At 59.1% G+C, this 21520-nt stretch carries 18 protein-coding genes; 15 read left to right on the top strand and 3 right to left on the bottom strand.

Annotated elements, in window-relative coordinates:
• Positions 1-84 precede the first annotated feature (84 nt).
• The 11 genes from IFT47_RS14290 to IFT47_RS14240 all read left to right on the top strand — a co-directional run bounded on the left by IFT47_RS14290 (position 85) and on the right by IFT47_RS14240 (position 14172).
• Positions 85-2868: an LPS-assembly protein LptD gene (locus IFT47_RS14290; protein WP_192173102.1), complete on the top strand. Its 2784-nt coding sequence runs from the start codon at positions 85-87 to the stop codon at positions 2866-2868.
• Positions 2849-4171 carry a peptidylprolyl isomerase gene (locus IFT47_RS14285; protein WP_192173103.1) on the top strand — a complete coding sequence of 441 codons (1323 nt, stop codon included), beginning with the start codon at positions 2849-2851 and terminating at the stop codon, positions 4169-4171. The genes IFT47_RS14290 and IFT47_RS14285 overlap by 20 nt, the downstream gene beginning before the upstream one ends.
• Positions 4168-5157, top strand: coding sequence for a 4-hydroxythreonine-4-phosphate dehydrogenase PdxA (gene pdxA, locus IFT47_RS14280; RefSeq protein ID WP_192173104.1), 990 nt, complete (start codon positions 4168-4170; stop codon positions 5155-5157). The genes IFT47_RS14285 and pdxA overlap by 4 nt, the downstream gene beginning before the upstream one ends.
• Positions 5154-5960, top strand: coding sequence for a 16S rRNA (adenine(1518)-N(6)/adenine(1519)-N(6))-dimethyltransferase RsmA (gene rsmA, locus IFT47_RS14275; RefSeq protein ID WP_192173105.1), 807 nt, complete (start codon positions 5154-5156; stop codon positions 5958-5960). The genes pdxA and rsmA overlap by 4 nt, the downstream gene beginning before the upstream one ends.
• Before the next feature lie 117 nt (positions 5961-6077).
• On the top strand, positions 6078-6458 hold the full coding sequence (gene apaG / locus IFT47_RS14270) for a Co2+/Mg2+ efflux protein ApaG (RefSeq protein ID WP_192173106.1): 381 nt from the start codon (positions 6078-6080) through the stop codon (positions 6456-6458).
• Positions 6458-7339: a symmetrical bis(5'-nucleosyl)-tetraphosphatase gene (locus IFT47_RS14265; protein WP_192173107.1), complete on the top strand. Its 882-nt coding sequence runs from the start codon at positions 6458-6460 to the stop codon at positions 7337-7339. Before apaG ends, IFT47_RS14265 begins: the two co-directional genes overlap by 1 nt.
• A 55-nt stretch (positions 7340-7394) precedes the next feature.
• Positions 7395-7715: a thiosulfate sulfurtransferase GlpE gene (gene glpE, locus IFT47_RS14260; RefSeq protein WP_192173108.1), complete on the top strand. Its 321-nt coding sequence runs from the start codon at positions 7395-7397 to the stop codon at positions 7713-7715.
• 287 nt (positions 7716-8002) lie between these two features.
• The gene (locus IFT47_RS14255; protein ID WP_192173109.1) at positions 8003-9925 is read left to right on the top strand and encodes a PrkA family serine protein kinase; all 1923 of its coding nucleotides are present in this window, start codon (positions 8003-8005) and stop codon (positions 9923-9925) included.
• A 116-nt stretch (positions 9926-10041) separates the two neighbouring features.
• On the top strand, positions 10042-11313 hold the full coding sequence (locus IFT47_RS14250; protein WP_074886967.1) for a YeaH/YhbH family protein: 1272 nt from the start codon (positions 10042-10044) through the stop codon (positions 11311-11313).
• Entirely contained in the window at positions 11310-12872 is a 1563-nt protein-coding gene (locus IFT47_RS14245; protein ID WP_133775468.1) for a SpoVR family protein, read from the top strand. The genes IFT47_RS14250 and IFT47_RS14245 overlap by 4 nt, the downstream gene beginning before the upstream one ends.
• A 70-nt stretch (positions 12873-12942) precedes the next feature.
• Complete coding sequence (locus tag IFT47_RS14240; protein ID WP_192173110.1) at positions 12943-14172, top strand: multifunctional CCA addition/repair protein; 1230 nt, start codon at positions 12943-12945, stop codon at positions 14170-14172.
• A gap of 49 nt (positions 14173-14221) precedes the next feature.
• On the opposite strand, the gene folK is transcribed toward IFT47_RS14240, so the two are convergent.
• Together folK and folB are read right to left on the bottom strand one after the other, a co-directional pair.
• Positions 14222-14749 carry a 2-amino-4-hydroxy-6-hydroxymethyldihydropteridine diphosphokinase gene (gene folK / locus IFT47_RS14235; RefSeq protein ID WP_192173111.1) on the bottom strand — a complete coding sequence of 176 codons (528 nt, stop codon included), beginning with the start codon at positions 14747-14749 and terminating at the stop codon, positions 14222-14224.
• On the bottom strand, positions 14740-15093 hold the full coding sequence (gene folB / locus IFT47_RS14230; RefSeq protein WP_192173112.1) for a dihydroneopterin aldolase: 354 nt from the start codon (positions 15091-15093) through the stop codon (positions 14740-14742). Before folB ends, folK begins: the two co-directional genes overlap by 10 nt.
• A gap of 74 nt (positions 15094-15167) precedes the next feature.
• Here folB and plsY point away from each other — a divergent pair, with 74 nt between their 5' ends.
• The gene (gene plsY, locus IFT47_RS14225) at positions 15168-15737 is read left to right on the top strand and encodes a glycerol-3-phosphate 1-O-acyltransferase PlsY (RefSeq protein ID WP_074886952.1); all 570 of its coding nucleotides are present in this window, start codon (positions 15168-15170) and stop codon (positions 15735-15737) included.
• A 48-nt stretch (positions 15738-15785) separates the two neighbouring features.
• On the opposite strand, the gene tsaD is transcribed toward plsY, so the two are convergent.
• Positions 15786-16811, bottom strand: a complete 1026-nt coding sequence (gene tsaD, locus IFT47_RS14220; protein ID WP_192173113.1) for a tRNA (adenosine(37)-N6)-threonylcarbamoyltransferase complex transferase subunit TsaD — start codon at positions 16809-16811, stop codon at positions 15786-15788.
• Positions 16812-17007: 196 nt separating this feature from the next.
• Here tsaD and rpsU point away from each other — a divergent pair, with 196 nt between their 5' ends.
• The 3 genes from rpsU (at position 17008) to rpoD (ending at position 21365) form a co-directional block, all read left to right on the top strand.
• The gene (gene rpsU, locus IFT47_RS14215; RefSeq protein WP_002551877.1) at positions 17008-17223 is read left to right on the top strand and encodes a 30S ribosomal protein S21; all 216 of its coding nucleotides are present in this window, start codon (positions 17008-17010) and stop codon (positions 17221-17223) included.
• Positions 17224-17485: 262 nt separating this feature from the next.
• Positions 17486-19453, top strand: coding sequence for a DNA primase (gene dnaG, locus IFT47_RS14210; protein WP_192173114.1), 1968 nt, complete (start codon positions 17486-17488; stop codon positions 19451-19453).
• 67 nt (positions 19454-19520) lie between these two features.
• Positions 19521-21365, top strand: a complete 1845-nt coding sequence (rpoD, locus tag IFT47_RS14205; RefSeq protein ID WP_192173115.1) for an RNA polymerase sigma factor RpoD — start codon at positions 19521-19523, stop codon at positions 21363-21365.
• The last annotated feature ends 155 nt before the right edge of the window (positions 21366-21520 follow it).

Raw genomic sequence — 21520 nt, 5'->3', positions numbered from 1 at the left:
ATTATCCGACATCTTTTTCAGCCCATCGAGAGGCGTGCGGCCCCCCCGCGGGCAGATGGCGCGCAGGAAGCCCGGACTAATAAGATGGCATTGAAATCCCCCGCGTTTCGTAAAAAATTTCCGTTGCTCGTAACCGGCAGTTTGCTGGCGATGCAACCCCTGGCCGTCCCGTACGTGGTTGCCGCCGAACAGTATGACTGCTCGGTGTCTGCAACAGGTGCATGGGATTGCTCTCCGAAAACCAACGCAGCCCAGTTGCCTCCGCGCCCCGTGCACGACGCCAACAGTGTTTCGTCCAACAGCAGCACGGCAGATGGCGCTCAGACGACCACCACCTCCGATGGCGAAGTCGTGCCCAAAACGATGCTGGTCACCGAGGCCAAGGGCCGTGGCCTGAAATCGCGCAGCGCCGATTACAGCCACCTTGACTGGGTGCCACGCGAGAAGCTGACCGCAGCCCAACTGGCTGAGACCGGTCCGTATTGCTCGGGCGCCTACATCGAACCCATCCGTCCGGGCATGGACGACAAGACGCCGAAGAGCGACGCACCGACCTTCATCGGCGCCAAGGCTTCCCGTTATCAGCAGGAAGAACAGGTTGCGACTCTGGCCGGTGATGTTGTCCTGCGTCAGGGCAGCATGCAGGTCGAGGCTGACGAAGCCAGCCTGCATCAGGCCGAGAACCGTGGCGAGCTGAACGGCGATGTCCGTCTGCGCGACAACGGCGCCCTGATCGTCGGTGATCACGCTGAAGTCCAGCTCGACACCGGCGAAGCCAAGGTCGACAACGCCGAGTACGTGCTGCACAAGAACAACGTTCGCGGTAACGCCCTGTACGCTCGTCGTGCCGAGAACGCGATCATCCGCTTGAAGGACGGCACGTACACCACGTGCGAACCGAACAGCAACGCGTGGACCGTGAAGGGCAACAACATCACCCTGAATCCGGCCACCGGTTTCGGTACTGCCACCAACGCCACACTGCGCGTTCACGACATTCCGATCCTTTACACGCCTTACATTTATTTCCCGATCGACGACCGTCGCCAGTCCGGCTTCCTGCCACCGACCATCGGCACGGACAGTGACACCGGCTTCTCGTTGCTCACTCCGTACTACTTCAACCTGGCGCCGAACTACGACGCCACGTTGTACCCGACCTACATGGCCAAGCGCGGCATGTTGCTGGAAGGCGAGTTCCGTTACCTGACCAAGAGTAGTGAAGGTCAGTTCGGTGCGGCTTACCTGAACGACGACAACGACGATCGCAAAAATCAGTCGGACTACAAAGACACCCGCTGGTTGATCAACTGGCAGGATCGAAGTGGTCTGGATTCACGTCTGACCAGCAAGATCGACTACACCAAAGTCAGCGATCCTTACTACTTCAAGGACCTGAAAAGCGGTCAGGAAGGCGTCAGCACCCACGACTACCTGAACCAGCAGGGCGCGGTCTACTATCGTGGTGATAACTACACCGCGACGCTGAACGCTCAGCAGTATCAGCTGACCACCGTGACCCAGATCACGCCTTATGGCCGCCTGCCTCAGCTCACGCTGAATGGTTCGCTGCCGTTCCAGCCTGCAGGCTTCAAGTTCGACTACGAGACTGAGCTTGTTCGCTTTGATCGTGATTTGAGAACCGGTGGCTACACCAACGAAGACGACGTGACTTCGCCGCGTCTGGACACCAACGTCCGGGGGCTTGCTCGTGCGAACGGCGATCGTCTGAACCTGGCGCCGTCCATCAGCCTGCCGCTGACTGCCAGCTACGGTTTTGTAACGCCCAAGCTGAAGTACGTTTACACCCAGTACGATCTGGACCTGGACTCGCAGGGCAAGAGCACGTTGCTGGCGGATGAGACTTATCACAGCAGCGAAAACCGCAGCGTGCCAATTTTCAGCGTCGACAGCGGCCTGTATTTCGATCGCAACACCAACTGGTTCGGGAAAAACTACCGCCAGACGCTGGAGCCTCGTGCGTACTACCTCTACGTGCCAGAGAAAGATCAAACCGATATCCCGATTTTCGACTCGGGTGAAACCACGTTCAACTACGCCTCGCTGTTCCGCGACAACCGCTTCGTCGGCTCCGACCGTATCGGTGACGAGAACAAGCTGTCGCTGGGCGTAACCAACCGCTGGATCGAAGACAACGGTTTCGAGCGTCAGCGTGTCAGCATTGGTCAGGCGGTGTATTTCGCCGACCGTAAGGTGCAACTGCCAGGCATTGCCTACGAAGACCGCAAGGACGCCCAGTCCGACGTGTCGCCTTACGCACTGGAATACGAATACCGCTTCAACCGCGACTGGCGGGCGACGTCGGACTTCAACTGGGACCCGGACAGCCGCAGCACTCGCTCCGGCAGCGCAATGGTTCACTACCAGCCTGAAGACGAGCCGGGCAAGATCATCAACGCCGGCTACCGCTATCGCAACGACCAGGTTCGTTACGACCAGACTACAGGTCGCTGGAGCGTAGGTGGGGGTGACTACACCTACCCGGATGGCACCGTCATCAAGGACTACTACAAGATTCAGCAACATGACTTCTCGGTCATCTGGCCTGTGGTTCCGCAGTGGAGCGCCATCGCCCGCTGGCAGTACGACTACAACCGTGACCGTACCCTCGAAGCCTTTGGTGGTTTTGAATATGACAACTGCTGCTGGAAGCTGCGTCTGATCAACCGGTACTGGGTCGACTATGACGAGTCCACCCAAGAGATACCGCAGAACGAGAAAGGCGACCGCGGCGTCTTCCTACAAATCGTGTTGAAGGGACTTGGCGGCGTCGTTGGCCAAAAAGTTGAAAGCTTCCTCGACAAAGGCATCCAAGGTTATCGTGAACGTGAAGACCAAGCTTTCTGATTGTCTGCGCCCGCTGATGCTGGGCGCGCTGCTTATCGGTACTGTTGCGCACGCTGAAGTGCGCACCATCGACAAGGTAGTTGCCATCGTCGACAACGACGTGGTCATGCAAAGCCAGCTCGACCAGCGCACCCGTGAGGTTCAGCAAACCATCGCCAAGCGCGGGCAGGGTGTTCCGCCTGCCAGCGCGCTGGAGTCTCAGGTCCTGGATCGTCTGATCCTGGAAAACCTGCAGATCCAGATCGGCGAACGCTCCGGCATTCGCATCAGCGATGAAGAACTGAATCAGGCGGTTGCGACCATCGCTCAACGCAACAACATGAGCGTTGACCAGTTCAAGGCTGCGCTGACCCACGACGGGCTGTCCTACACCAGCGCACGTGAGCAGATCCGCCGGGAAATGATCATCAGCCGTGTGCGTCAGCGCCGGGTTGCCGAACGTATTCAGGTCTCGGAGCAGGAAGTGAAGAACTTCCTCGCTTCCGACCTGGGCAAGGCTCAGTTCTCCGAAGAATTCCACTTGGCCAACATCTTGATCCCGACGCCGGACAGCGCGACGTCGGATCAAATTCAGGCCGCTGCAGCCAAAGCCAAGGACCTCTACGGCAAGCTGCAACAGGGTGCGAACTTCGAGCAGATGGCAATCGCGTCGTCGGCCAGCGAAAGTGCTCTGGACGGTGGTGATATGGGCTGGCGTAAAGCCGCTCAGTTGCCGCCTCCGTTTGGTGACATGCTGTCGTCGATGCGTCCGGGTGAGGTCACCCCTCCTGCGCGTACACCGGGCGGCTTCATTATTCTCAAGCTGCTGGAAAAACGCGGCGGCGAGACTCAGACCCAGATGCGCGACGAAGTCCACGTTCGTCACATCCTGATCAAGCCAAGCGAAATCCGCAGCCCAGCCGAGACCAAGCTGCTGGCGCAACGGATCTACGACCGCATCCAGAATGGCGAAGACTTCGGCGAACTGGCGAAGAGCTTCTCCGAAGATCCGGGTTCGGCGCTGAACGGCGGCGACATGAACTGGGTTGACCCGCGTTCGCTGGTTCCGGAGTTCCGCGACGTCATGAACGAGACACCTCAGGGTGTCGTGTCCAAGCCATTCGAGACTCAATTCGGCTGGCACGTTCTGGAAGTCCTCGGCCGTCGCTCGACTGACAGCACCAGTCAGGCCCGTGAGCAACAGGCGATGACTGTGCTGCGTAACCGCAAGTACGACGAAGAGCTGCAAACCTGGCTGCGTCAGATCCGTGATGAAGCCTACGTCGAGATCAAGCTCCCCGGAGCTGATCAGGCGGCCAAGTGAAACCCCAGCGTTTCGCCCTGACACCCGGCGAGCCGGCTGGCATCGGTCCTGACCTTTGCCTGCTCCTCGCCGCGCAGTCCCAGCCCCATCCCCTGATTGCCATTACCAGCTGCGACCTGCTCACCGAGCGGGCCGCGCAGTTGGGTGTGGCTGTCAGTCTGATCCCCGTCACACCCGCCGCCTGGCCAGACGTCCCCGCCCCCGCTGGCAGTCTGTATGTCTGGGACACCCCGGTTCAGGCGCCGGTCATTGCCGGCCAGCTCGACAAAGCCAATGGCGGCTTCGTGCTCGAAACCCTGACCCGCGCCGGCCAGGGCTGCCTGGACGGCCACTTCGCCGGCATGATCACAGCGCCAGTGCACAAAGGCGTGATCAACGACAGTGGCATCGCGTTCTCCGGCCATACTGAATTCCTCGCCGAACTGACCCACACCCAACAGGTGGTGATGATGCTGGCAACCGGTGATCTGCGGGTGGCGCTGGTGACCACTCACCTGCCCCTGCGTGAGGTTGCCGATGCGATCACCGTTGAACGGCTGGAGCGCGTGACGCGCATCCTGCACGCGGATCTGGTCAACAAATTCGGTATCGCCCGCCCGCGGATTCTGGTCTGTGGCCTGAACCCCCATGCCGGCGAGAGCGGTCACCTGGGCCGCGAAGAAATCGACATCATTGAACCTACCCTGGCGCGTCTGCGCAGCGAGGGCCTGGATTTACATGGCCCGCTGCCTGCCGACACGCTCTTCACCCCCAAATATCTGGAGCACTGCGACGCAGTGCTGGCGATGTACCACGACCAGGGCCTGCCCGTGCTGAAGTACAAAGGCTTCGGCGCCGCCGTCAACATCACGCTGGGCCTGCCGATCATTCGCACCTCCGTCGATCACGGCACGGCGCTGGATCTGGCAGGCACCGGCAAGATTGACACCGGCAGCCTCAGGGTCGCTCTGGAAACCGCCTATCAGATGGCCGAGACCCATTCATGAACGAGCAATTTCAACACAAGGCGCGCAAGCGTTTTGGCCAGAACTTCCTGCACGATGCCGGTGTGATCGACAAGATCCTGCGCTCCATTCGGGCCAAGACCGAGGACCGCATGCTGGAAATCGGCCCGGGACAAGGCGCCCTGACCGAGGGCCTGCTGAACAGCGGCGCCCAATTGGACGTCGTCGAGCTCGACAAAGACCTCGTGCCGATTCTCATGCATCAGTTCGGCAGCAAGCCGAATTTCAGTCTGCACCAGGGTGACGCACTGAAGTTTGACTTCACCAGCCTGAACGCCGCACCCAACAGCCTCCGTGTCGTTGGCAACCTGCCGTACAACATCTCCACGCCGCTGATTTTTCATCTGCTGCAGAACGCTTACCTGATCCGCGACATGCACTTCATGCTGCAGAAAGAAGTGGTCGAGCGCCTGGCGGCAGGTCCGGGCGGCGGTGATTGGGGACGGCTGTCGATCATGGTTCAGTACCACTGCCGCGTGGAGCATCTGTTCAACGTTGGTCCGGGTGCGTTCAATCCGCCGCCGAAAGTGGATTCGGCCATCGTTCGTCTGGTGCCCCACGAAACCCTGCCGCATCCGGCCAAGGATCACCGCGTGCTTGAGCGCGTCGTCCGCGAGGCCTTCAACCAGCGCCGCAAGACCCTGCGCAATACGCTGAAAGCCCTGCTGACCAGCGAAGAAATCACCGAAGCCGGCGTCGATGGCAGCCTGCGTCCGGAGCAGCTGGATCTGGCGGCGTTTGTGCGACTGGCCGACAAGCTCAGCGAAAAGCCAGTCGCCGCCTGACTTTCTCGGGACATGTCCGGTCAAAGCCTCATCGGTCTTTATCCGTGACATGTCCTAGACTGATTTCCAACCGGACGACTTCCGGCTATTTCCGCTTTCGCTTCTAAGGCCTCTTGCATGTCTGATTCTCGTTACCAGGTCGACGTCAGCGTCGAGACCCGATTCCTAGCCGAACAGTCTCAGCCTGAGCAAAACCGCTTCGCCTTCGCCTACACCATCACCGTGCAGAACAACGGCGAGTTGCCAGCCAAGTTGCTGTCACGTCATTGGGTGATTACCGACGGCGACGGTCAGGTTGAAGAGGTGCGCGGCGACGGCGTTGTGGGACAGCAGCCGCTGATCCAGCCGGGACAAAGCCACACCTACACCAGCGGCACCGTGATGACCACCAAGGTGGGCAACATGCAGGGCACTTATCAAATGCTCGCCGAAGACGGCAAGCGCTTCGATGCTGTCATCGCTCCGTTCCGTCTGGCCGTCCCGGGGGCGCTTCACTGATGGCGGTCTACGCAGTCGGCGACCTGCAAGGCTGCCTTGAACCGCTGAAGTGCCTGCTCGAACGCGTTGCATTCGAGCCCGGCAAAGACACGCTCTGGCTGGTCGGCGACCTCGTCAACCGAGGTCCACAGTCACTGGAAACCCTGCGCTATCTCTACGCCATGCGCGACTCGATCGTCTGCGTGCTGGGCAATCACGACCTGCACCTGCTGGCGGCCGGCCGCAATATCGAGCGCTTGAAGAAAGGCGACACGTTGCGGGAGATTCTGGAAGCGCCAGACGCCGTCGTGCTGCTCGACTGGTTGCGCCAACAGAAGCTGATGCATTACGACGCCGAACGCGACATCGCACTGGTGCACGCAGGGATTCCGCCGCAATGGACGCTGAAGAAAGCTCTGCGCTGCGCCGAAGAGGTGGAAGAGGCATTGCGCGATGACAATCGCTTCGAGCCTTTTCTCGACGGCATGTACGGCAACGAGCCTGCCAAGTGGGACAAAGACCTGCAGGGCGTCACCCGGCTGCGTGTGATCACCAATTACTTCACCCGCATGCGTTTTTGCACCAGCGATGGCAAGCTCGACCTCAAGAGCAAGGAAGGCCTCGACAGTGCGCCGGCGGGTTACGCGCCGTGGTTCAAGCACAAGGAGCGCAAGACCAAAGGCGTCGGTATCATTTTTGGTCACTGGGCCGCACTTGAAGGCCGATGTGACGAGCCCGGGGTGTATGCGCTGGACACGGGCTGTGTCTGGGGCGGCGCCATGACGCTGCTCAACGTCGACACTCGCGCGCTGATCCGTTGCGACTGCGACGAGCGCGGCAACGCAAAGGTACCCGCCCCTGCGCTAACCCCCCTCAGCGAGCCAATTCCGCTGCAGCAGTAAAGATCTCACTACGTTCTCGACCGTTCGAGGACCCGACGGCCCAGGAGCCCGAGCCATGACTGACTTCAAACGCATTTCACCCGAACAAGTCCATGCCCTGCGCGAACAAGGCGCGGTACTGGTGGACGTACGTGACGCGCAGACCTACGCGTCCCAGCACATTCCGGATTCCCATCATCTCGACAATCACTCCATCGCCGACTTCATCCGTCAGGCCGATCTGGACAAACCGTTGGTCGTCCTCTGCTATCACGGCAACTCCAGTCAGAGCGCAGCGGCCTATCTTGTAGGTCAGGGCTTCTCCGAGGTCTACAGCATGGATGGCGGTTTCGAGTTGTGGAAAACCCAATTCCCTGCTGAAACCACGCAAGGCTGATCGAAAAATATTTTTGCTGGCCGCTATCCCGCGTCCTACGCGGGCTCGCGCCCTCATCTGACGAACGGGTATGCCGTCTTCATCCCCATTGCTTCTTTCTGTGCCCGAATCCGAACTACTCTTAGCCTCAGGCCATCCGAATCAGGGGAGAGCCGGTACACCGGCGCGTGGGTCATCGGTAGCTACTTTTATGGTGTTTGGGGGGTAATGGCAGCCGCGTGATCGGCTTCCATCCAGCATCAACTGACGATCCGCCGCCGGCTCCACGTATCGAGCGAGGTGACGTCATGAGTATTTTTAGCCACTTCCAACAACGCTTTGAATCGACACGGCAGGAAGAGCTCTCGCTACAGGAGTATCTCGAGCTCTGCAAAACCGATCGCAGCGCATACGCTTCCGCCGCAGAACGTCTGCTGATGGCCATCGGTGAGCCCGAGTTGTTCGACACGTCGACCAACTCCAGGCTGTCCAGAATCTTCTCCAACAAGGTCATCCGGCGCTATCCGGCGTTTGAGGATTTCCATGGCATGGAGGACTGCATCGAGCAAATCGTCTCGTACTTCCGCCACGCCGCCCAAGGCCTGGAAGAGAAGAAACAGATTCTTTACCTGCTCGGCCCGGTAGGCGGCGGCAAGTCGTCCCTGGCTGAAAAACTCAAAACGCTGGTCGAAAAAGTACCGTTCTACGCCATCAAAGGGTCCCCGGTTTTCGAATCCCCTTTGGGCCTGTTCAAACCCACCGAAGACGGGACGATCCTCGAAGAGGACTACGGCATCCCGCGCCGGTACCTGAACACCATCATGTCGCCATGGGCGACCAAGCGACTGGCCGAATTCGGCGGCGACATCAGTCAGTTCAAAGTGGTGAAACTCTACCCTTCCATTCTCAACCAGATCGCCGTCGCCAAAACCGAGCCCGGCGACGAGAACAACCAGGACATCTCGGCGCTGGTGGGTAAGGTCGATATCCGCAAGCTTGAGGAATACCCACAGAACGACGCCGACGCTTACAGCTATTCGGGCGCGCTGTGCCGGGCCAACCAGGGCCTGATGGAATTCGTGGAAATGTTCAAGGCGCCGATCAAGGTGCTTCACCCATTGCTGACCGCCACCCAGGAAGGTAACTACAACAGTACCGAAGGCCTGGGCGCGATTCCGTTCACCGGTATTTTGCTGGCCCACTCCAACGAATCGGAATGGCACAGCTTCCGCAACAACAAGAACAACGAAGCCTTCATCGACCGGATTTACATCGTGAAGGTGCCGTACTGCCTGCGTGTCAGTGACGAGATCAAGATTTACGACAAGTTGCTGTTCAACAGTTCGCTGGCCAAAGCCCACTGCGCGCCGGACACGCTGAAAATGCTCGCGCAGTTCACCGTGCTGTCGCGGCTTAAAGAGCCGGACAACTCCAACATCTATTCGAAGATGAGGGTCTACGACGGCGAGAACCTCAAGGACACCGATCCAAAAGCCAAGTCGATTCAGGAATACCGCGACAGCGCCGGTGTCGACGAAGGCATGAACGGACTCTCGACCCGGTTCGCGTTCAAGATCTTGTCGAAGGTTTTCAACTTCGACCCCCATGAGATCGCCGCCAACCCGGTCCATTTGCTGTACGTGCTGGAGCAACAGATCGAGCAGGAGCAGTTCCAGGCCGAAACCCGCGAGCGGTATCTGCGCTTCATCAAGGAATACCTGGCGCCGCGCTACATCGAGTTCATCGGCAAGGAAATCCAGACTGCGTACCTCGAGTCCTACAGCGAGTACGGCCAAAACATTTTTGACCGCTACGTGCTGTACGCGGACTTCTGGATTCAGGATCAGGAATACCGTGATCCGGAGACCGGCGAGATCCTCAATCGCGTGGCGCTGAACGAGGAACTGGAGAAGATCGAAAAACCGGCTGGCATCAGTAACCCGAAAGACTTCCGCAACGAGATCGTCAACTTCGTGCTGCGAGCCCGCGCCAACAACAACGGCAAGAACCCGACCTGGCTGAGCTACGAGAAGCTGCGGGTGGTGATCGAGAAGAAAATGTTCTCGAACACCGAAGACCTGCTGCCTGTCATCAGTTTCAACGCCAAGGCCAGCAAAGAGGACCAGCAGAAGCACAACGACTTTGTCACACGAATGGTCGAGCGGGGCTACACCGATAAACAGGTAAGGCTTCTTTCCGAATGGTACCTACGGGTCCGGAAATCGCAGTAAGGCAGCTGCAAGCGTCAAGCCACAGGCTGCAGGAAGAAAGCGCGTCATCTGCTATCCGGATAACCGCCTCTACTCGCAGCTTGCGGCTCACAACTTGAAGCTCCCCGGAGGGGCCTATGAGCTATGTGATCGACCGACGTCTCAATGGGAAGAACAAGAGCACGGTGAATCGGCAGCGCTTTCTTCGCCGTTATCGTGACCACATCAAGAAGGCAGTTGAAGAAGCCGTCAGCCGGCGCTCCATTACCGATATGGAGCACGGCGAACAGATCAGTATTCCGGGGCGGGATATCGACGAACCGGTGTTGCACCATGGTCGCGGCGGCAAGCAAACGGTTGTTCATCCGGGTAACAAAGAGTTCACCACCGGTGAGCACATCGCACGCCCGCAAGGTGGCGGCGGTGGCAAAGGGCCTGGCAAGGCGGGCAACTCCGGCGAGGGCATGGATGAGTTCGTGTTCCAGATCACTCAGGAAGAGTTTCTCGAATTCATGTTCGAGGATCTGGAGCTGCCCAATCTGGTCAAGCGCAACCTGAGCGGCACTGACACGTTCAAGACCGTTCGCGCGGGCATCAGTAACGAAGGCAACCCGTCACGCATCAACATCATCCGCACATTGCGCTCGGCACATGCACGGCGTATCGCGCTGTCCGGCAGCAGCAGGGCCAAGCTGCGCCAGGTGCAGGCTGAACTGGAACGCCTGAGGATCGAGGAGCCCGACAACTTCGGCGACATCCAGGAGCTGGAAATCGAGGCCGCAAAACTTCAGGCGCGCATTCGTCGCGTCCCGTATCTGGACACCTTCGACCTCAAATACAACCTGCTGGTCAAACAGCCGAACCCCAGCTCCAAAGCCGTGATGTTCTGTCTGATGGACGTTTCCGGGTCGATGACCCAGGCCACCAAGGACATCGCCAAGCGCTTTTTCATCCTGCTGTATCTGTTCCTCAAGCGTAACTACGACAAAATCGAAGTCGTCTTCATCCGCCACCACACCAGTGCGCGGGAAGTCGACGAAGAGGAGTTTTTCTATTCACGGGAAACCGGCGGCACCATCGTTTCCAGCGCATTGAAGCTGATGCAGGAAATCATGGCCGAGCGCTACCCCACCAACGAATGGAATATCTACGCAGCCCAGGCCTCGGACGGCGACAACTGGAACGATGACTCGCCCATTTGCCGCGATATCCTGATCAAACAGATCATGCCGTTCGTGCAGTACTACACCTACGTCGAAATTACCCCGCGCGAGCATCAGGCGCTGTGGTTCGAATACGAACGCATCGGCGAAGCCTTCGCCGACACGTTCGCCCAGCAGCAGCTGGTCTCTGCCGGTGATATCTATCCGGTGTTCCGTGAACTCTTCCAGCGCAGGTTAGTGACATGACCGCTAGAGAGCAGAAGCGCCAACCCCTCTCCACGGGTTCAGAGTGGACGTTCGAACTGATCCAGGCCTACGACCGGGAGATCAGCCGCATTGCCGAACGTTATGCGCTGGACACTTACCCCAACCAGATCGAGGTGATCACCGCCGAGCAGATGATGGACGCCTATGCGTCTGTCGGCATGCCCTTGGGTTATCACCATTGGTCCTACGGCAAGCACTTCCTCAGCACGGAAAAATCCTACTCGCGGGGCCAGATGGGTCTGGCCTACGAGATCGTCATCAACTCCGACCCGTGCATCGCCTATCTGATGGAAGAGAACACCATCTGCATGCAGGCGCTGGTCGTGGCCCACGCCTGCTATGGGCATAACAGCTTCTTCAAGGGCAATTACCTGTTCCGCACCTGGACCGACGCCAGTTCAATCATCGATTACCTCGTCTTCGCCAAGCAGTACATCATGCAGTGTGAAGAGCGCCACGGGATCGATGCGGTCGAGGATCTGCTGGATTCCTGCCACGCGCTGATGAACTACGGCGTCGATCGCTACAAGCGGCCCTATCCGATTTCGGCGGAGGAAGAACGCCGCCGCATGAAGGACCGGGAAGAGCACCTGCAGAAGCAGATCAACGATCTGTGGCGTACGATTCCGAAAAGTGCGAGCAAGAACGACAAAGAGGACTTCTCGCGCTTCCCCGCCGAGCCCCAGGAAAACATCCTTTACTTCATCGAAAAGCACGCCCCGTTGCTGGAGCCCTGGCAGCGTGAAGTGGTGCGTATCGTGCGCAAGATCGCCCAGTATTTCTACCCGCAGCGGCAGACCCAAGTGATGAACGAGGGCTGGGCAACGTTCTGGCATTACACGCTCATGAACGATCTGTACGACGAGGGGCTGGTGACTGACGGCTTCATGCTCGAATTCCTGACCTCTCATACCAGTGTCGTCTACCAGCCGGGCTTCGACAGTCCGTACTACAGCGGTATCAATCCCTACACGCTGGGCTTTGCCATGTATCAGGACATCCGGCGGATGTGCGAGCACCCGACCGAGGAAGACCGCCACTGGTTTCCCGATCTGGCCGGCACCGACTGGCTGACGGCTGTGAAGTTTGCGATGAGCAGCTTCAAGGATGAGAGCTTCATCCTGCAGTACCTGTCGCCCAAGGTGATCCGTGACCTGAAGTTGTTCAGCATCCTCGACGATGACCAGAAGGACGATCTCCTCGTGCCCGCCATCCACGATGAAACCGGCTACAAGGTGATTCGTGAAACTCTCGCCGCGCAATATAACCTCGGCAACCGCGAACCCAACGTGCAGATCTACAGCATTGACCGGCGCGGCGACCGCTCCCTGACCCTTCGTCATCAACAGCACGACCGCAAACCCTTGGGCGATTCGACGGATGAGGTGCTGAAACACCTGCATCGGTTGTGGGGTTTTGATATCCATCTGGAAACGCTGCAAGGCGACCAAGTGATGAAAGTCCACCATGTGCCGCCGAGAAGCGAACACGCTGACAGTGAATATCCCCGGCTGGACCTGGCGGTCGTCCACTTATAAACCATGAGCGTTTCCAGCCTCCGCGATCGCGACTTAAGGTTTATCCTGTCGCCCTCACGGAGGCTTTTTTATGCAGATTTATAAAGTTGGCGGCGCGGTACGCGATCGCCTGCTTGGCAAACCGGTCACTGACATTGACTGGGTAGTAGTGGGTGCGTCGACCGAAGAGATGCTGGTCAAGGGCTACCGCCCGGTGGGAACGGATTTCCCCGTTTTCCTGCATCCGCTGACCGGTGAGGAGTACGCACTGGCCCGCACCGAACGCAAGACCGGCAAAGGCTACGGCGGCTTTGTTTTTCACGCCCACCCGGACGTCACACTTGAGCAAGACCTGATCCGCCGGGACCTGACCATCAATGCCATTGCCGAAGACAAAAATGGACAACTGACTGATCCTTATCATGGTCAGCAGGACCTTGAAGCCCGAGTATTACGTCACGTTTCCCCCGCGTTCGCCGAAGATCCACTGCGCGTCCTGCGCGTGGCCCGCTTCGCCGCGCGCTATGCCCCCGACGGTTTCACCATCGCCCCGGAAACCCTCGAACTGATGCGCCAACTGAGCGGCTCCGGTGAACTGGAAGCGCTGACACCGGAGCGCAGCTGGAAGGAAATCTCCCGCGCGCTGATGGAAAAAGAGCCGCAGGTGTTCATCGAAGTCCTGCGTGAATGCGGCGCCCTGAACGTGCTGATGCCAGAAGTCGACGCGCTGTTTGGCGTGCCTCAGCCGGAAGCCCATCACCCTGAAATCGATACCGGTGTGCACGTTCTCAGCGTGTTGCATCAGTCCGCCCTGCACCGCCAGCCGCTAAGCGTTCGCTGGGCTTGCTTGCTGCACGACTTGGGCAAGGGCCTCACGCCGCAAGAGGAATGGCCGCGGCATATCGCCCATGAGCACAAGGGACTCAAGGCGATCAAGGCAATGAACCAGCGTTTCAAGGTGCCAAGGGACTGTCAGGAACTGGCGCTGCTGGTGGGCGAATATCACACCCATGGCCATCGCGCGCTGGAGCTGAAGCCTTCGACATTGCTGGATCTGCTGCAGAGCTTTGACGTGTATCGCCGCCCGCAGCGCTTCGAGGAATTCATCGCCGCCTGTGAGATGGACGCCCGAGGCCGCAAGGGGTTTGAGTCGCGCACGTATCCGCAAGCCGAGTACCTGCGCGGCGCTGCCGAAGCGGCGCGGCAAGTGGCAGTGCAACCGCTGCTGGAGAAGGGTTTTCAGGGCCAGCAACTGGGCGAGGCGCTTAAGCGGGAGCGGCTGGATACGCTGAAGGTATACAAGGCGTCGTATCAGCTTTAAGCCCCTGGCTTGGCTTGGCTGCGGCTCGGTCGGGCTGGCTGGCTGGCTGCTACATCGTAGCCAGCAGGGTGGCCGGGGTGAGTTGCTCGCCGCGCCATTCGAAGGCAACCGGCCAGAGTTTCTGATCGATGTTCGCATCGGCCCAAAGCTGGGCAAATGACACGCCGGCATCTGGGTGCAGGCGTTGCGGCGCGATCAGTGACAACGGCCACAGCACGAACGCGTTTTTGAGGATTTCGGCCCGAGGCAGAATCAGGCCGTCGAAGTTGCCGACCTGTTCGCCATACAGCAGGACGTCGATGTCCAGCGGCAGCCCCTTTCGATCAGGGGCATAACGCCCGTTATCGGCTTCGATGAATTTGAGGCGGCGGTCCAGTTCAGTCAGCGGCAGGTCGGTCAGCGCCGACACCACCAGATTGAAAAACGGCCCGCTCTTGATCCCCACCGGATGACTTTCGAACACGGGCGAGCAGGTCATGTCGGTCAGAAAGCCGGCAAGGGCGTCGAGGCCAGCGCACAGATGGCGCTCCCGCTCGATGTTGCTGCCCAGTCCCAGAAAAATCCGTGTCAGCGACATCCGCGCTCGATCTCCACCCCAACGCCCTTCGCCGCAGGCACGGCTCCCGGCTTGGTCAATTTGAGGTGCAGCCAGGGAATGTTGAACTCGCTCATCAGCACGTCGGCGAGTCGCTCGGCAAAGGTCTCGACCAGCTGGAATTGAGAGGCTTCGGCGAACGTCTGAATTCGCGCGGACACACTGGCGTAATCGAGCGCCTTGCTCAGGTCGTCGCCTGCGGCTGCAGGCCGATTGTCCCAGGCAAAACTCAGGTCCAGACGCAGGCACTGGCGAATGCCACGCTCCCAGTCGTACGCGCCGATGACGGTATCGACCTCCAGACCCTCAATGAAAACTCTGTCCAAGCCTGTTTCTCCGCTGCACGACAAGGGCGCGATGCGCCGTTAGAATCAAGGCAACCTCGCCCGGAATGGTTAGCATGTTTTGGTTACTGGCGGTCCTCGCCTACCTGCTCGGTTCGCTGTCCTTTGCCATCCTGATCAGCCGCATAACCGGTCGCCCGGACCCTCGCGCCAGTGGCTCGGGCAACGCCGGCGCCACCAACATGCTGCGCCTGGCCGGCAAGAAACTCGCGGTACTGACCCTGATTGGCGACGTCTGCAAAGGCATGATCCCGGTGCTGATCGCCAGAGGATTGGACCTCGACCCACGCCTGCAGGCCTGGATCGGACTGTGCGCAGTGCTGGGGCATCTGTTCCCGCTGTACTTCCGTTTTCGTGGCGGCAAGGGCGTGGCCACGGCCGCCGGCATGTTGCTGGCCTTGTATCCGCCAGCCGCCCTGCTCGCCATAGGCGCCTGGCTGCTGACGTTCTACCTCACTCGCACCAGCTCGTTGGCGTCCCTGATTGCCACGCCGCTCACCCTTCCGCTGCTTGCCTGGCAGGAACCCCACGCTTTGCTGCCGATGAGCGTATTGACGTTGCTCATCGTCTGGCGCCATCGGGGCAATCTACGCGACCTGTTTGCCGGGCGCGAACGGCATTTCTGACGCTGCCCCCTTTCACATCCCCAATCAGGCGCTCAAACCTATTTGCCCTCAAAGACCGGGCAACTGCTCCATCGGCCAGCGCGCCTGAACCGTAATGCTCAAACTTTCCCTCTGCCCCGCCCGCAAACGCTGGCAGCCGGCAAAGGCGATCATCGCGCCGTTGTCGGTGCAGAACTCAGGACGCGCGTAGTAGACATTGCCGCCCAGGCCATCGAGCATCTGCTCCAGCGACTGGCGCAACGCCTTGTTCGCGCTCACGCCACCGGCGATGACCAGACGCTTGAGCCCGGTCTGCTTCAGCGCGCGTTTGCACTTGATGGTCAAAGTGTCCACCACCGCCTGCTGGAAGGCCAGCGAGATGTCGCAACGGGTTTGCTCGCTGTCGTCCCCGGCGCTCTGGCACTGCTGCCACGTGTTCAGCGAAAAGGTTTTCAAGCCGCTGAAGCTGAAATCCAGCCCGGGGCGGTCCGTCATCGGACGCGGAAAGACAAACCGCCCAGACACACCGGATTGCGCCAGACGGGAAATCTCCGGACCACCGGGGTAGTTCAGCCCCATCATCTTTGCGGTTTTGTCGAAAGCTTCGCCGGCGGCGTCGTCCAGGGTCTCGCCCAGCAGCTCGTAAAGACCAATGCCATCGACGCGAACCAGCTGCGTATGGCCGCCGGAAACCAACAAAGCGACGAACGGAAACTCAGGCGGATTTTCCTCCAGCATCGGCGCCAGCAGATGCCCTTCCATGTGGTGAACACCCAGCGCCGGGATGTCCCACGCAAATGCCAGAGCCTGTGCGCACGAAGCCCCTACCAGCAGGGCCCCGACCAGTCCCGGGCCAGCGGTATAAGCGATGGCATCGATCTCGGTCACGGCGCAGTCCGCCTCGGCCAACACCTGACGAATCAAGGGCAGCATGCGTTTTACGTGGTCACGCGAGGCAAGCTCCGGGACCACGCCACCGTAGACGCGGTGCAGGTCGATCTGGCTGAATAATGCATCGGCAAGCAACCCGCGTTCGCTGTCGTACAGCGCGACACCGGTCTCATCGCAGGAAGTTTCCATTCCCAGTACTAGCATGGGGTACGCCTTGTGGAGGCTGAATTCGAAGGCGCGCATAATAGTCGCCGCTCATGCCTGCGACCAGTGCTTTTCGATCAGAGGCTTTGCATTCCGCGAAGCAAGGGGTTAACATCCGCAACCCTTAAAAACCGACGTACTTAGTGCAAGCGTTGCAGTAAGCGTTGACCCCGGTAATGAATGAAGGTAGCTCTGGATGCCAGCCGTCAAAGTTAAAGAGAACGAACCCTTCGACGTAGCTCTGCGTCGTTTCAAGCGCTCCTGCGAAAAAGCCGGTGTTCTGGCTGAAGTTCGTAGCCGCGAATTTTACGAGAAGCCGACTTCTGAGCGTAAGCGTAAAGCAGCAGCTGCTGTTAAGCGTCACGCCAAGAAAGTACAGCGCGAACAGCGCCGCGCCGTTCGTCTGTATTAATACAGACGTCTGACGCAAGCTTCTGCCTTGCCCGGCCTTCAAAGCCGGGCTGTCGGCAGTTGCAGTTCTAGCCTCAGGCAACACCGATCAAGCAACACAAGACAGAGGCTGTTGACGCCGCAGATGCGACCGAGACAAACCCCGTCGATTTCTTCCAGCCTGATTCAGGCCGCGTTGACCCGTCTACACTGACCAAGCAACCGTCGTTACGGTTTGGATTCGCCACGATCTTTCTGGCGGGGCGCCTGATGATGAGAACGCCATGGCCGGACTGATTCCCCAAGGTTTTATTGACGACCTCCTGAACCGCACCGACATCGTCGATGTTGTCAGCTCACGCGTTCAATTAAAAAAGACCGGCAAGAACTTCAGCGCCTGTTGTCCTTTCCATAAAGAGAAGACACCGTCGTTCAGCGTCAGCCCGGACAAACAGTTCTATTACTGCTTCGGCTGTGGCGCGGGTGGCAATGCCCTCGGCTTCATCATGGACCACGACAACCTGGATTTCCCCCAGGCCGTCGAAGACCTGGCCAAAGCCGCCGGGATGGAAGTCCCACGCGAACAAGGCGTCAAAGGGCAAAAGCCCAGGCAGCCTACCGATTCGCCGCTCTACCCCCTATTAACAGCCGCCGCCGATTACTATCGCGCTGCGCTGAAGAGCCATCCAACGCGAAAATCTGCGGTGGAATACCTGAAAGGCCGTGGCCTGTCAGGCGAGATTGCCCGGGACTTCGGACTCGGCTTCGCCCCTCCTGGCTGGGATAACCTCTACAAACACCTTAGCAGCGACACCCTTCAACAGAAGGCGATGATCGATGCCGGCTTGCTGATCGAAAACGCCGAAACCGGCAAACGCTACGACCGCTTTCGCGACCGGGTGATGTTCCCCATTCGCGACAGTCGCGGCCGTGTGATCGCATTTGGCGGGCGGGTACTGGGCGACGACAAACCCAAATACCTGAACTCTCCTGAAACCCCGGTGTTTCATAAGGGTCAGGAGTTATACGGTTTATTCGAAGCTCGCAAATTTAACCGTAACCTGGACGAGATTATCGTCGTCGAAGGCTACATGGACGTTATTGCGCTGGCCCAGCAAGGCTTGCGCAATGCCGTTGCGACGCTGGGTACGGCGACCAGTGAAGAGCATTTGAAGCGGCTGTTTCGCGTGGTACCGAACGTGTTGTTCTGCTTTGACGGTGATCAGGCTGGCCGAAACGCCGCCTGGCGCGCACTGGAAGCGACGATCCCCGGCTTGCAGGACGGCCGGCGCGCGAGGTTTCTGTTTCTGCCCGAAGGGGAAGATCCCGACACCCTGGTGCGGGCCGAAGGCACCGACGCATTCAAGGCGAGGATCAACCAGCACGCACAACCGCTGGCTGACTATTTTTTCGAGCAACTGACCAAGGAGGCCGATCCGCGCTCCCTGGAAGGCAAGGCACACATGGTAACGCTGGCCGCGCCACTGATCGAAAAAGTGCCCGGCGCCAATTTACGCGAGCTGATGCGCCGGCGTCTGAAAGAGATCACCGGGCTGGACACTGCTGCGGTCAGCCAGTTGATGCAGTCCGCTCCGGCGGAAGCTCAACCCAGCTACGATCCGGGCTTCGATTACGACGCCGTGCCCGATTACGGCGATTACCAGCAGCACGATTATCAGGCGCAACAGGAATGGACACCGAGCGCGCCGGGCGGTCAGCAGAAGAAATGGGACAAGAAGCCGTGGGACAAAGGCAAGAAATGGGACAAGAACGGCAAGCGTCCTGATTTCGAACCTCGCGGGCCACGCACACCGGCGACGGTTGAGCCGCCGGCGTTGACAGCACTCAGAACGTTGCTGCATCACCCTGAACTGTCAGCGCAGGTCGCCAACGCCAGTACGTTCGCCGATGAAGAGAATGTGTATTCACAGCTTCTGGTGGCCCTGATCGACGCTACACAGAAAAACCCGAAGCTGCGCACGATGCAGTTGATTGCCCGCTGGCATGGCACCGATCAAGGACGATTGCTGCGTCAACTGGCGGAAAAGGAATGGCTGATCTCGGCCGATAACCTTGAACAACAGTTTTTCGACACTATAACTAGCTTGTCTGCCCGCCAACGCGAGCGACATCTGGAGCAATTGATCAGGAAGGAACGGCAGTCAGGCCTGAGCGCGGAAGAAAAAGTTCAGCTGCTCAACCTGTTAAATCGCAAAGTTCCTGCACAAACCCCGACCTCAACTGGCGTGTGAGGTCATAGCTCGGGTATAATCCCCGGCTTGTTTTTTGCCCGCCAAGACCTTCAGTGGATAGGGTGTTATGTCCGGAAAAGCGCAACAGCAGTCTCGTATCAAAGAGTTGATCACCCTGGGTCGTGAGCAGAAGTATCTGACTTACGCAGAGGTCAACGACCACCTGCCTGAGGATATTTCAGATCCAGAGCAGGTGGAAGACATCATCCGCATGATCAACGACATGGGGATCCCCGTACACGAGAGTGCTCCGGATGCGGACGCCCTTATGTTGGCCGACGCCGATACCGACGAGGCAGCCGCTGAAGAAGCCGCTGCTGCGTTGGCTGCGGTGGAGACCGACATCGGTCGCACGACTGACCCAGTGCGCATGTATATGCGCGAAATGGGTACCGTCGAGCTTCTGACACGTGAAGGCGAAATTGAAATCGCCAAGCGTATCGAAGAAGGCATCCGTGAAGTGATGGGCGCCATCGCGCACTTCCCTGGCACGGTTGAGCACATTCTCTCCGAGTACACTCGCGTTACCACCGAAGGCGGTCGCCTGTCCGACGTTTTGAGCGGATATATCGACCCGGATGACGGCATAGCGCCGCCAGCCGAAGTCCCGCCGCCGGTAGATCCCAAGGCCGAGAAGGTCGAAGGGGCTGACGACGAAGAGGACGACGCTACCGACGATGAAGAGGACGAGGTCGAAAGCGGCCCGGATCCAGTCATCGCCGCCCAGCGCTTTGGTGCCGTTTCAGACCAGATGGCAATTGCCCTCAAGGCGTTGAAAAAGCACGGTCGTGGCAGCAAGCAGGCCAACGCTGAACTGCTGGCTCTGGCCGAGCTGTTCATGCCGATCAAGCTGGTTCCGAAACAGTTTGAAGGTCTGGTTGAGCGCGTCCGCGGTGCCCTTGAGCGTCTGCGTGCCCAGGAACGCGCCATCATGCAGCTGTGCGTTCGTGATGCACGCATGCCGCGCGCCGACTTCCTGCGCCAGTTCCCGGGCAACGAAGTTGACCAGAGCTGGACCGATGGGCTGGCCAAAGGCAAAAGCAAATACGCTGAAGCCATTGGTCGTCTTCAGGCCGACATTCAGCGCTGCCAGCAAAAGCTGACCGCGCTGGAAGAAGAAACCGGCCTGACCATTCTGGAAATCAAGGACATCAACCGTCGGATGTCGATCGGTGAGGCCAAGGCCCGCCGCGCGAAGAAAGAAATGGTTGAAGCCAACCTGCGTCTGGTGATCTCGATCGCCAAGAAGTACACCAACCGTGGCCTGCAATTCCTCGATCTGATCCAGGAAGGCAACATCGGTTTGATGAAGGCGGTGGACAAGTTCGAATACCGTCGTGGTTACAAGTTCTCGACGTACGCCACCTGGTGGATTCGTCAGGCGATCACTCGCTCGATCGCTGACCAGGCACGCACCATTCGTATTCCGGTGCACATGATCGAGACGATCAACAAGCTCAACCGCATTTCCCGTCAGATGTTGCAGGAAATGGGTCGCGAACCGACGCCGGAAGAGCTGGGCGAACGCATGGAAATGCCTGAGGACAAGATCCGCAAGGTGTTGAAGATCGCGAAAGAGCCGATCTCCATGGAAACGCCGATCGGTGACGACGAAGATTCCCACCTGGGTGACTTCATCGAAGATTCGACCATGCAGTCGCCAATCGATGTCGCCACGGTAGAGAGCTTGAAAGAAGCGACGCGCGAAGTGCTGTCGGGCCTCACCGCCCGTGAAGCCAAGGTTCTGCGTATGCGTTTCGGTATCGACATGAATACTGACCACACCCTTGAGGAAGTCGGTAAGCAGTTCGATGTAACCCGTGAGCGTATCCGTCAGATCGAAGCCAAGGCGTTGCGCAAGCTGCGTCACCCGACGCGAAGCGAACACCTGCGTTCGTTCCTCGACGAGTAAGCGACGCGTCATACCAAAACCCCCGGCATTGCTGGGGGTTTTGCGTTTTAAGGAATAAATTTTCGGCACAGTGCCACTGTTGTCCAGCCCGGCTACACTCGTTTGATTCTTACCCATGAATCACCGAGGCTGCCATGATTTGGATGCCGGCCATT

It is taken from the genome of Pseudomonas sp. CFBP 13711, from assembly GCF_014842265.1.
Classification (GTDB): Bacteria; Pseudomonadota; Gammaproteobacteria; order Pseudomonadales; family Pseudomonadaceae; genus Aquipseudomonas.
The sequence above is the reverse complement of the archived record's forward strand: the minus strand, read 5'-3'. Positions and strand labels throughout refer to the sequence as shown.

Bases quoted from the DNA above. Each gene is read 5' to 3' on its own strand.
- glpE (WP_192173108.1), top strand. From the start codon at position 7,395: ATGACTGACTTCAAACGCATTTCACCCGAACAAGTCCATGCCCTGCGC.
- plsY (WP_074886952.1), top strand. From the start codon at position 15,168: ATGTTTTGGTTACTGGCGGTCCTCGCCTACCTGCTCGGTTCGCTGTCC.
- rpoD (WP_192173115.1), top strand. From the start codon at position 19,521: ATGTCCGGAAAAGCGCAACAGCAGTCTCGTATCAAAGAGTTGATCACC.
- IFT47_RS14240 (WP_192173110.1), top strand. From the start codon at position 12,943: ATGCAGATTTATAAAGTTGGCGGCGCGGTACGCGATCGCCTGCTTGGC.
- folK (WP_192173111.1), bottom strand. From the start codon at position 14,749: ATGTCGCTGACACGGATTTTTCTGGGACTGGGCAGCAACATCGAGCGG.
- IFT47_RS14250 (WP_074886967.1), top strand. From the start codon at position 10,042: ATGAGCTATGTGATCGACCGACGTCTCAATGGGAAGAACAAGAGCACG.
- IFT47_RS14255 (WP_192173109.1), top strand. From the start codon at position 8,003: ATGAGTATTTTTAGCCACTTCCAACAACGCTTTGAATCGACACGGCAG.
- dnaG (WP_192173114.1), top strand. From the start codon at position 17,486: ATGGCCGGACTGATTCCCCAAGGTTTTATTGACGACCTCCTGAACCGC.
- rpsU (WP_002551877.1), top strand. From the start codon at position 17,008: ATGCCAGCCGTCAAAGTTAAAGAGAACGAACCCTTCGACGTAGCTCTG.
- tsaD (WP_192173113.1), bottom strand. From the start codon at position 16,811: ATGCTAGTACTGGGAATGGAAACTTCCTGCGATGAGACCGGTGTCGCG.
- apaG (WP_192173106.1), top strand. From the start codon at position 6,078: ATGTCTGATTCTCGTTACCAGGTCGACGTCAGCGTCGAGACCCGATTC.
- rsmA (WP_192173105.1), top strand. From the start codon at position 5,154: ATGAACGAGCAATTTCAACACAAGGCGCGCAAGCGTTTTGGCCAGAAC.
- IFT47_RS14290 (WP_192173102.1), top strand. From the start codon at position 85: ATGGCATTGAAATCCCCCGCGTTTCGTAAAAAATTTCCGTTGCTCGTA.
- IFT47_RS14265 (WP_192173107.1), top strand. From the start codon at position 6,458: ATGGCGGTCTACGCAGTCGGCGACCTGCAAGGCTGCCTTGAACCGCTG.
- IFT47_RS14245 (WP_133775468.1), top strand. From the start codon at position 11,310: ATGACCGCTAGAGAGCAGAAGCGCCAACCCCTCTCCACGGGTTCAGAG.